The following is an 11,466-nucleotide window of genomic DNA, read 5'->3' as shown; positions in this document are numbered from 1 at the left end:
CGGCAGGGAGCGCCGTCAGCCGGCGTCGGGGGCGATCGCGTCGAGAGCCGCCGGGCCCTCGGTCACGAGAAGATGGAACTGCTGCGCATCGATGATGCGCAGGCCCAGTTCCTCGGCCTTGCCGAGCTTGGAGCCGGCGCCGGGACCGGCGGCGACGAAGTCGGTCTTCTTCGACACGCTGGAGGCGGCCTTGCCGCCGGCACGGATGATCGCCTCCTGGGCGCCCTCCCGCGTGTAGCCCTCGAGAGACCCGGTCGCCACCACGGTCACGCCGTCGAGCACGCCCCCGCCGGCGTTCGCCGCGCCCGGACCCGGATGACCGGGGATCGCCAGTCGAGCGCCGGCGGCCACCCAGCGGTCGACGATCTCACGGTGCCAATCGACCGCGAACCACTCGATGACGGCATCCGCGATGATTCCGCCGACACCTTCCACGGCGGCGAGCTCGTCGCGCGAGGCGGCGCGGATCGCGTCGAGCGAGCCGAACCACTGTGCGAGCGCACGCGCCGCGACCGGTCCGACATGCCGGATGCTGAGGGCGACGAGAAAGCGGTAGAGATCCTTCGTCTTGGCCTTCTCGAGCTCGTCGAGCAGCGTGATCGCCTGCGCCGACGGCTGCGGACCGGTGAGGCCCGCCTTCTTCTCCGCCCCGCTCGGGTTGCGCCGGAACGGCGCCCGGCGCACGACCTCTCCGGTCTTGGGATCCAGGCGCGGCTCACCCGTTTCGGCATCGCGGACGATCACCTCGATCGGCACGAGCTCGTCGAGGGTCAGCTCGAAGAGGCCGGCCTCGGTCTCCAACGGCGGATGCTCCGGAACGCTGGGCTGCGTCAGCGCTGCCGCGGTCACCTCACCGAGAGCCTCGATGTCGAGGGCGCCGCGCGATCCGATGTGCTCGACGCGACCGCGCACCTGGGCGGGGCAGGCCCGGGTGTTCGGGCAGCGCAGGTCGATGTCGCCCTCCTTGGCGGGGGCGAGCGGGAAGCCGCACTCTGGGCACTCCGTCGGCATGACGAATGCCCGCTCGCTGCCGTCGCGCAGCTCCACCACCGGGCCGAGGACCTCGGGGATGACGTCGCCGGCCTTGCGCAGCACGACGGTGTCGCCGATGAGCACGCCCTTGGCCTTGACGACCTCCTGGTTGTGGAGCGTCGCCTGCCTGACGACGCTCCCGGCCACCCGCGCCGGCGCCATGACGGCGAACGGTGTCGCGCGGCCCGTGCGACCCACCGACACGACGATGTCGAGGAGCTTGGTGTTGACCTGCTCGGGAGGGTACTTGTAGGCGATGGCCCATCGCGGTGCGCGACTGGTCGCCCCCAGCTCGTCGTGGAGCGCGAGCTCGTCGACCTTGACGACCACACCGTCGATCTCGTGCTCGACCGTGTGGCGGTGCTCACCGTAGTGCTGGACGAACGCGAGGACGCCGTCGATATCGTCGGAGGTACGGAAATACGGGCTCGTCGGCAGGCCCCACTCCGCCAGGAGCGCATAGACCTCGCTCTGCGACGACACCGGCGGAGCCTGCCACGCACCGATGCCGTGGACGAACAGCCGTAGCGATTCCAGCCGCGCCTGACCTGCGTCCAGCTCCATCCCGCTCTTCTTCTCCAGCTGCTGGCGCAGCCCTCCGCTGGCGGCGTTGCGCGGATTGGCGAAGGCGGGGAACCGCCGCGCGGCGCTGCGCGTGGCCTTCTCCTCGTCCACGCCGCGCGCCTGAGACTCCGCCACCACGCGCTCGCGCAGTCGCGCCTGCAGGGCATTGAGCTCGTCGAACGCCGCGACCGGGATGAACACCTCCCCGCGTACCTCGACGATCGGCGGATGCCCCGTCCCCGACAGGCGCTGCGGGATGCCGCTCACGCGGATCGCGTTCGCGGTGACGTCTTCTCCGACGCGCCCGTCGCCACGGGTCGCCGCGGAGGTGAGGACGCCGTTCTCGTACCGCAGGCTGATCGCGAGCCCGTCGATCTTCAGCTCGGTCAGCCACCGCACACGCCGGCCGGCGGAGGCTTCGGCCCGCGCGCACCATTCGCGCAGCTCGTCGACGCTGAAGACGTTGTCGAGGCTCAGCATCCGCTCGGCGTGCTCCACCGGCGCGAACATCGTGCTCTCCGCCGCCCCCACCGAGAGAGTCGGGCTGTCCTGCCCCTGCAGCTCGGGATAGAGCCGTTCGAGAGCCTCGAGGCGATGCATCCAGCCGTCGTAGGTGGCGTCGTCGACGATCTCGGCGTCGCGCCCGTAGTAGGCGTCGCGCGCTCCGACGATCCGCGTCGTCAGGTCGTCGACCTCGGCGCGGGCCTCGTCGAGGGTCAGGTCGGGAAGTTCGTCGCCGTTCGCCACACGGTCAGTTTAGAGACCGCTCCCGACAGCCCCCGGGGGCTGGACTATCCCGCGGAAACCGGCACCGCCGACACCGTCCGGTCGATCGTGAACTGCCCGAGGACTCGCGTGCCGTCGTAGAGCACCGCCGTCTGTCCGGGCGCGACGCCGTCGAACGGCACCTCCGGCACGACAGTCACGATGCCGTCGGCGACCCGCGCGACGGCGGGCACCGGGTCGGCGTGCGCGCGGATCTGCACGTCGCACGCGAACTCCGTCGCATCCGGGGCGCGCCCCGTCCACGTGAACCGCGCCCCCGCGATCTCGGCGGTGGCGAGCGCCTCCTTGGGGCCGACGACGACGGTGTTGGAGACGGGGCGCACCTCGAGCACGAAACGCGGCTTGCCGTCGGGGGCGGGGACGCCGAGCTGCAGGCCGCGCCGCTGGCCGACCGTGTAGGCATGGGCGCCCTCGTGAGACCCGACGACCTCGCCGGCGCGGTCGATGATGGGCCCCTGCTCGGCGCCGACCTTCTCGGCCAGCCAGCCGCGCGTGTCGCCGTCGGGGATGAAGCAGATGTCGTGGCTGTCGGGCTTGTGCGCGACGGTCAGCCCGCGCGCTTCGGCCTCTGCGCGGACGAGCGCCTTCGAGGGCGTGGCGCCCAGCGGGAAATAGGTGTGCGCGAGCTGGTCCGCCGTGAGGACGCCCAGCACATACGACTGGTCCTTGGCCTGGTCGCTCGCGCGGTGCAGCTCCCGCCCGTCCGGAGTGTCGACCAGGCTCGCGTAGTGCCCGGTGCAGACCGCGTCGAAACCGAGCTCGAGGGACCGCTCCAAGAGCGCGGCGAACTTGATCTTCTCGTTGCACCGCATGCAGGGGTTGGGTGTGCGGCCCGCCCGATACTCGGCGATGAAGTCGTCGATGACGTCGTCGCGGAACCGCTCGGAGAAGTCCCAGACGTAGAACGGGATGCCGAGGCGATCAGCCGCGCGACGCGCGTCCATCGCGTCCTCGATGGTGCAGCATCCGCGGCTCCCGGTGCGGAGCGTGCCGCCGGCGCGGGAGAGGGCGAGGTGCACGCCGACGACGTCATGGCCCGCCTCCACGGCGCGCGCTGCCGCGACGGCGGAGTCCACGCCGCCGCTCATCGCCGCCAGAATCCGCATCGTGCCAGTCTACGAGTCGCTCACGGCGCCCGGTCCGCCCAGCTCCAGTCCTCACCCGCCGTATTCAGTCTGCGCGCGGACGAGCCGAACGCATGCCCGCGTACCGTATTCAGTCTGCGCGCGGATGAGCCGAACGCATGCCCGCGTGATTCGGCGGGCGGAGTGGACGGGATAGTCCGCTCAGACTGAGTACGGTATGGGCCGGAGCCGTCAACGGTGGGCGGATCCGGCGGCTCGGACTGAGTACGGTACGGGCCGATGCCGTGAGTACGCTACGGGCCGGTGCCGTCAACGGCGGGCGGACGCCGCGGCTCGGGCATACGCGTCGGGAAGCGCCGCGAGGAACGCCGCGACGTCGGCGGCCGTCGACGTGCGTCCGAGCGTCAGTCGCAGCACCGAGCGCGCTTCGCGCTCGGTGCGCCCCAGGGCGAGCACGACGTGGGACGGCTCCGGAACGCCGGCCTGGCACGCCGACCCGGTCGACACGGAGATCCCGGCCTGGTCGAGGAGGAACAGCAGCGTCTCCCCCGCCGCGTCCGGGAACAGCACGTGCACGTTGCCGGGGAGGCGGTCGACGGGGTCGCCGAGGATCTCGGCGCCGGGCACCACATCTCGGATGCCCCGCAGCAGCGCGTCGCGCAGTGCCGAGAGGCGGGCTGCCTCACCCGCCCGTTCGGTCTCCGCCAGCTCGGCCGCCACGGCGAATGCGCTCGCCCCCGCGATGTCCTGCGTGCCGGCGCGGAGGCCTCGCTGCTGCCCACCGCCGTGCAGGAGCGGGGACAGACGGGCGGTGCGTGCCACGACGAGGGCGCCTACCCCGACGGGGCCTCCCACCTTGTGGGCGGAGACGCTCAGCGCCACGAGACCGGCGCCGGGTGACGCGTCGGCGCGCCACCGCGCGAAGTCCACCGAGACGTGGCCGAATGCCGATACCGCATCGAAATGGAGCGGGGTTCCCGCCCCCGCCGCCCCCGCCGCCAGCGCCGCGGCGTCCTGCACGGTCCCGACCTCGTTGTTCGCGATCAGGGCGGTCGCCAGGGCCGCGCCGCGCGCCGCCGCGGCGAACGCCTCCGGGTCGATGCGCCCGGTCGCGTCGAGCGGAACCTCGCGGACACCCGCTCCTTCCCGCGCAGCGAGGGCTGCCACGGCATCGAGGGTGGCATGGTGCTCGCCGTCGGGCAGAACGACGTCTGCCGTACCGGCGCACCGCGCCGACCACAGTCCCGTCACCGCGGTGTTGATGGACTCCGTCCCGCCGGAGGTGAAGACGACCTCGGGGGCGTCGCATCCGAGGACCGCCGCGAGCCGCTCGCGCGCGTCCTCGAGCACCCGCCGCGCCGCTTGTCCGCCGCCGTGGATCGACGAGGCGTTCGCCCCGACGGCCGCCGCCTCGAGCCAGGCGTCGCGCGCCTCATCCCGCAGCGGCGTCGTGGCCGCATGGTCGAGGTACACCGCCATGACACTCCTCCCGTGACGTGTCCGTCACATGGCCTAACTACTGTAGAGCGCATGGCTGGACCGGATCTCAGTTCCGTGCTCGCCCCGGCCGGGGGGCTGCTCGACTCGCGCCTGGACGACCTCGGCGTGCGGATGGGCCCCGACGGCGGCACGCTGCGGGTGTGGTCGGGAAGCGCCGACGCGATCGAGCTCGTCGTCTTCGACGACGTCGACCTGGACTGGGCGATCGAGCGTCTCCCCCTCGTCCGCGGCGAGGGGGACGTATGGTCGGTCACCACACCGCTCCTGCGTCCGGGAGCACGGTACGCGGTCCGCGCCGACGGCCCCCACGCGCCCGGCAACACCTTCAACCGTGAGAGCCTCCTGCTCGATCCGTACGCCCGCGGTCTGGTCACCAGCGGGTTCGGAGATCACCGGGCGGTCGTCGTCGACGGCGGCTTCGACTGGGGCGGGGTCGGCAAGCCCGCCATCCCGCTCGATCGCACCGTCGTCTACGAGGGGCACGTCAAAGGCCTCTCCAAGCGTCATCCCGGTGTCCCGCCGGCCCTCCATGGCACGTATGCGGGCCTCGCCCACCCCGCGATGATCGAGCACTTCCTGAGCCTGGGAATCACGAGCATCGAGCTCCTCCCCGTCCATGCCTTCGCGACCGAGCCGCGCCTGCTCCAACTCGGACTGACCAACTACTGGGGCTACAACACACTCAACTTCTTCTCCCCTCACGCCGCCTACGCCACCGAAGACAGCCGGCGCGGGGGGCCGGAGGCGGTGCTGCGCGAGTTCAAAGGCATGGTGCGCCTGCTTCACGAAGCGGGGCTGGAGGTCATCCTCGACGTCGTCTACAACCACACTGCCGAGGAGGGACTCGGCGGCCCGCGCACGAGCCTTCGCGGCCTCGACAACCGCGGGTACTACCGACAGACCGACGAGGGCGCCTACATCGACGTCACCGGATGCGGCAACAGCGTGAACACCGCATCGGATGCGGCTGCCCGCCTCGTCATCGATTCGCTGCGGTACTGGGCGAACGATGTGCAGATCGACGGATTCCGTTTCGACCTCGCCGCGACGCTCGGTCGCGACGCCGCGCACACGTTCACCCCGCAGCATCCCCTCCTGCGGGCGATCCTCGACGACCCGCAGCTGGCCGGCGCCAAGAAGATCGCCGAGCCGTGGGACGTCGGGATGGGCGGATGGCAGACCGGGAACTTCGGCACCGGATGGATGGAGTGGAACGACCGCTACCGCGACCGCGTCCGCAACTTCTGGTTGAGCGACATCGACTACGCGCGACGCGCCGACACCGCGCCGGTGGGGATCGGCGGGTTCGCCACGCGCCTGGCCGGTTCGTCCAACACCTTCAGCGCCGAGCGCGGCCCGCTCGCCGGGGTGAATTTCGTCACCGCGCACGATGGCTTCACCCTCCGTGACCTCGTGTCCTACGACGTCAAGCACAACCTCGGGAACGGCGAGCAGGGCCGTGACGGCGCCGACACCAACCGCTCGTTCAACCACGGCATCGAGGGCAAGACCGACGACGAGCGCATCCTCGCCGCACGCCGCAAGGCCATGCGGAATCTCCTGGGAACGCTGCTGCTGAGCGCGGGGATCCCGATGCTCACGGCAGGCGACGAGTTCGGGCGCACGCAGCGCGGCAACAACAACGCCTACTGCCACGATTCCGCGCTCACGTGGTTGTCCTGGGAGCATGCGCCGTGGCAGAAAGATCTCCTGGCGCACGTGCGACGTCTTCTGCAGCTTCGGCGCGAGAACCCGGCGCTGCGCCCCATCCGCTTCGCGCGCCTGGGCGAGCACACCCCGTCGGCATCGGTGATGGAGTGGTTCGATCACGACGGACGCACCATGTCGAGCGAGTTGTGGACGAACCCCGCGCACCGCACCCTGCAGTACGTGGCCTCGTCGACGCCGGAAGAGGAGGCGTTCAACCGCATCCTCCTGATGATCCACGGCGACGAGACGCCCATCGACGTCACGCTCCCCGAGCTCCCCGACGCGGTGCGCTTCGTGTCGCTGTGGTCCAGCGCGGATGAGCGGCCCCGCGACGGCGAGGTCGGCTACGTCGCCGGGGACGTCGTCGCCCTGGCTCCCACCTCGATGCACCTGTTCCGCGTCGAGTGATCGAGCTTTCCGGCCGTTGTCAACGGTCGCAGGCGTTCGTGTGCCCGCCGAGGGGTGCGGGGTAGGTTCGGATCGTGGCACCTCCGACGCGACTCTCCACCCCCCGCCCGTGGCGCAGCGCCGCCTCCATCCCCGTGCGCCCGGCGACGGCGACACCGAGCGAGACGGTGACGCCGCGGATCCCGCTGGCCCTCCCGCGCCCGTCCGTTCCGGGCGGCAGATTCCGACCGTCCGCGTATGTCGAGGAAGCGGTCCCGTTCACCGTGACGGCATTTCGCGAGGGGCATGATCTCATCGGCGTGCACGTGCGTGTGTTCTCGCCGTCCGGGGACGAGGCCCTGCATCGTCTGAGCGCGCTGGGCGACGGCTTCGACCGCTGGAGCACCCTGGTGGTGCCCCTGGAGCAGGGCATCTGGCGATACCGCTTCGAGGCGTTCTCGGACGACTTCGCCACGTGGCAGCACGCCGCCGAGCTGAAGATCGCCGCCGGGGTGGACCCCGCGCTGATGAGGGAGATCGGCGCGCAGCTGTTCGAGCGTGCCATCGCCGACAAGACGCGCCCGCGGGCGGAGCGGATGACCCTCGAGGGGGCGGCCGCCGTGCTTCGCGACGCCGCCGTCGCCGACGAAGCCGCACTCGGGATCGTTCGCGACACCGCGATCGCCGCGTTCTTCGCCGACCGTCCGCTCACGACGCTCGGAAGCGTCGGCGGCGACCTCGAGATGCTGGTCGAGCGACGCCGCGCCGGTGTCGGTGCGTGGTACGAGTTCTTCCCGCGCTCCGAGGGCGCACGCCTGTTCAAGGACGGCACGATCCGCAGCGGCAATTTCCGCACCGCAACACGGCGGCTCTCCGCGGTCGCCGAGATGGGTTTCGATGTTCTGTATCTGCCGCCCATCCACCCGATCGGCGAACGCAACCGCAAGGGCCGCAACAACACCCTCGACCCGCAGCCGGGCGACCCGGGGTCGCCCTGGGCGATCGGATCGGCCGCGGGCGGCCACGACGCTGTCCACCCCGATCTCGGAACCCTGACCGACTTCCGCGCCTTCGTCCGCGCCGCGCGCGCCGAGGGGCTGGAGATCGCCCTGGATCTCGCGCTCCAGGCCGCCCCGGACCATCCGTGGGTGACGGAGCACCCGGAGTGGTTCACGACCCTTCCCGACGGATCGATCGCGTACGCGGAGAATCCGCCCAAGAAGTACCAGGACATCTACCCGATCAACTTCGACAACGATCCCGAAGGGATCCGCGCCGAGGTGCTGCGCATCGTCCGCCATTGGATCGCGCAGGGCGTGTTGATCTTCCGCGTCGACAATCCGCACACCAAGCCGCTGCAGTTCTGGGAGTGGCTGATCGCCACCGTCAGCGCGGAGCACCCGGACGTCGTGTTCCTGGCCGAGGCCTTCACGCGCCCCGCGCCGCTCCGGGGTCTCGCGATGGCAGGGTTCCAGCAGAGCTACACCTACTTCACCTGGCGCAACACCAAGGAGGAGCTCGAGGAGTTCTTCACCGGCCTCGCCACCGAGACGGACGATTACCTGCGGCCGAATCTCTTCGTCAACACCCCCGATATCCTCACCGAATACCTGCAGTACGGCGGGCGCCCCGCGTACAAGGTGCGCGCGGCGCTGGCGGCCACGGCCGCGCCGACGTACGGCGTGTACGCCGGGTACGAGCTCTTCGAGAACGTCGCCCGCCCCGGGTCGGAGGAGAACCTCGACAACGAGAAGTACGAGTACAAGCTCCGCGACTGGCAGGGTGCCGAGGAGCGCGGCGAGTCGCTCGCGCCATACCTGCGGATGCTGAACGCGGCGCGCCGCGCGCACCCGGCCCTCCTGCAGCTGAGGAATCTGCTGGTGCACTGGAGCGACGATGACGCCATCCTGGTCTACTCGAAGCACCTCGACGCCGCGCTCACCGGGACCGGGACGTCCGACACCGTGATCGTCGTCGCCAACGTCGATCCTCACTCCGCCCGCCAGACCATGGTGCATCTCGACACGCGCGTGTGGGGCGTGGAGCCGGGGCAGCCCTACCAGGTGCAGGACCTGGTCACCGGGGCCGAGTGGACCTGGACCGACCACAATTTCGTACGGCTCGACGCGTTCGGCGAGCCCGTGCACATCCTCGCCGTGAAGGAGTCACGATGACACCCGCCACCGTCCCCGATGCCGGCCTGCTCGACGCGGTCGCCGCGGGCAGCCACCACGACCCCCACGCCGTCCTGGGGCTTCACGCGGCGGATGACGGCACGTGGCGCATCCGCGTGCGACGGCCGCTCGCCACGACCGTGACGGCCGTTCTGGACGACGGCAACGCGGTGCGGTTCGAGCACGTGCGCGCGGGCATCTGGGAGGCAGCGGTCCCCCGGCAGCCCCGGCGCTACACGGTCACGGCGACCTATGAGGGCGCCCCCGATCACACCACCGACGATCCGTACCGGCACCTTCCGTCCGTCGGTGAGCTCGACCTGCATCTCATCGGCGAAGGGCGGCACGAGGAGCTGTGGCGCGTGCTGGGCGCGCACGTGCGGACGATGGACGGTTCCTCCGGCGTCGCGTTCACCGTGTGGGCTCCGGACGCGCGCGCCGTGCGCGTGGCCGGCGAGTTCAACAACTGGGACGGCCAGCCGCACGCCATGCGGTCGATGGGCGGGACGGGCGTGTGGGAGTTGTTCATCCCGGGCCTGAGCGCCGGTATGACGTACAAGTTCGAGATCCTCACACGCTCCGGCGAGTGGATCTTCAAGGCCGACCCGATGGCCCGGTTCGCCGAGGTGCCGCCGGCCACCGCATCCGTCGTCACCGACTCGTCCTACCAGTGGGAGGACGCCGAATGGATGCGGCGGCGCGCGCGCACGCAGCCCCTGTCGGGACCGATGTCGATCTACGAGATCCATCTCGGGTCGTGGCGGCCCGGACTGTCGTACCGCGACGCCGCCGATCCGCTCGTGGAGTACGTGACGGCGCAGGGGTTCACCCACGTCGAGTTCCTCCCCCTGGCCGAGCACCCCTTCGGCGGATCGTGGGGCTATCAGGTCACCGGCTACTACGCCCCGACCAGCCGCTTCGGCTCCCCCGACGATCTGCGCTACCTCATCGACCGGCTCCACCAGGCCGGCATCGGCGTGATCATGGACTGGGTCCCCGGGCACTTCCCCAAGGACGCCTTCGCGCTGGCCCGCTTCGACGGCGAGCCGCTCTACGAGCACCCCGACCCCCGCCGCGGGGAGCACAAGGACTGGGGGACGCTGATCTTCGACTACGGTCGCAACGAGGTGCGCAACTTCCTCGTCGCGAACGCGTTGTACTGGCTCGAGGAGTTCCACGTCGATGGCCTGCGCGTCGATGCGGTCGCGTCGATGCTGTACCTGGATTATTCGCGCCAGGACGGCGAATGGGCGCCCAACCAGTACGGCGGGCGCGAGAACCTCGAAGCCATCCGGTTTCTGCAGGAGGTCAACGGGACGGCGTACAAGCGCTACCCGGGCATCGCGATCATCGCGGAGGAGTCCACCAGCTTCCCGGGGGTGACCGCGCCCACCGACCACGCCGGCCTCGGCTTCGGCTTGAAGTGGAACATGGGCTGGATGAACGATTCGCTGCAGTACATCTCGCGCGATCCGCTCTACCGCTCGCACCACGAGGGCGAGCTGTCGTTCTCGTTCGTGTACGCGTTCAGCGAGAACTACATCCTTCCGGTCAGCCACGACGAGGTCGTGCACGGCAAGGGGAGCCTGTTCGGCCGTATGCCGGGTGACCACTGGCAGAAGCTCGCGAACATGCGCGCCTATCTCGCCTACATGTGGGGGCACCCGGGCAAGCAGCTGCTGTTCATGGGGCAGGAGTTCGGCCAGATGTCCGAGTGGTCCGAGGGCCGTGGCCTGGACTGGTGGATGCTGGAGCAGCCTTCGCACGCACAGCTGCACGACTTCGTCGCGGCGATGAATCACGTCTACGTCGACCAGGCCGCGCTGTGGTCGCGCGACAGCGATGGGAGCGCCTTCTCACGCCTGGGAGGCCCGTCCTGGAACACGAACGTGCTCGCCTTCGCCCGTCGCGACTGGCACGGCAACACCGTGGTGGTCGTGTGCAACTTCTCGGGCGCGCCGATCAACGCGTACGAGCTCACGCTCCCGGAGCGCGGGGTCTGGACCGAGATCCTCAACACCGACGCGGAGGCCTACGGCGGCTCCGGTGTCGGCAATCTCGGAGTCGTCCGCGCGGACGACAGCGGCCGTGCCGTCTTCACCCTGCCGCCGCTGGGCACCCTGTGGCTGCATCACCGTAAGGACGCCGCCCGGCTCCCCGCGCCGGGCAAGGGCTAAGGCCCCGTCCGCTTGCGTGAATCGGCTGCTATATCGCGCGATATAGCAGCC

At 70.5% G+C, this 11,466-nt stretch carries 6 protein-coding genes; 3 read left to right on the top strand and 3 right to left on the bottom strand.

Going from position 1 to position 11,466, the window contains the following annotated elements; all coding sequences use genetic code 11:
• Positions 1–15: 15 nt before the first annotated feature.
• From ligA to ACTU3I_RS16970, 3 genes are all read right to left on the bottom strand, one after another.
• Positions 16–2,343 carry an NAD-dependent DNA ligase LigA gene (ligA, locus tag ACTU3I_RS16980; protein WP_442926907.1) on the bottom strand — a complete coding sequence of 776 codons (2,328 nt, stop codon included), beginning with the start codon at positions 2,341–2,343 and terminating at the stop codon, positions 16–18.
• 44 nt (positions 2,344–2,387) lie between these two features.
• On the bottom strand, positions 2,388–3,488 hold the full coding sequence (mnmA, locus tag ACTU3I_RS16975; RefSeq protein ID WP_442926906.1) for a tRNA 2-thiouridine(34) synthase MnmA: 1,101 nt from the start codon (positions 3,486–3,488) through the stop codon (positions 2,388–2,390).
• A 288-nt stretch (positions 3,489–3,776) separates the two neighbouring features.
• Positions 3,777–4,946: a cysteine desulfurase family protein gene (locus tag ACTU3I_RS16970; protein WP_442926905.1), complete on the bottom strand. Its 1,170-nt coding sequence runs from the start codon at positions 4,944–4,946 to the stop codon at positions 3,777–3,779.
• Between the two features lie 51 nt (positions 4,947–4,997).
• On the opposite strand from ACTU3I_RS16970, the gene glgX reads away from it, so the two are divergent.
• The 3 genes from glgX (at position 4,998) to glgB (ending at position 11,415) form a co-directional block, all read left to right on the top strand.
• Positions 4,998–7,085, top strand: a complete 2,088-nt coding sequence (gene glgX, locus ACTU3I_RS16965; RefSeq protein WP_442926904.1) for a glycogen debranching protein GlgX — start codon at positions 4,998–5,000, stop codon at positions 7,083–7,085.
• 74 nt (positions 7,086–7,159) lie between these two features.
• On the top strand, positions 7,160–9,238 hold the full coding sequence (locus ACTU3I_RS16960) for a maltotransferase domain-containing protein (protein ID WP_442926903.1): 2,079 nt from the start codon (positions 7,160–7,162) through the stop codon (positions 9,236–9,238).
• Positions 9,235–11,415: a 1,4-alpha-glucan branching protein GlgB gene (glgB, locus tag ACTU3I_RS16955; protein ID WP_442926902.1), complete on the top strand. Its 2,181-nt coding sequence runs from the start codon at positions 9,235–9,237 to the stop codon at positions 11,413–11,415. Before ACTU3I_RS16960 ends, glgB begins: the two co-directional genes overlap by 4 nt.
• The last annotated feature ends 51 nt before the right edge of the window (positions 11,416–11,466 follow it).

Origin of the sequence: Microbacterium sp. RD1 (assembly GCF_052220165.1) — a bacterium.
In the GTDB taxonomy this organism is placed as follows: domain Bacteria; phylum Actinomycetota; class Actinomycetes; order Actinomycetales; family Microbacteriaceae; genus Microbacterium.
This window is presented reverse-complemented; position numbering and strand designations above follow the sequence as displayed.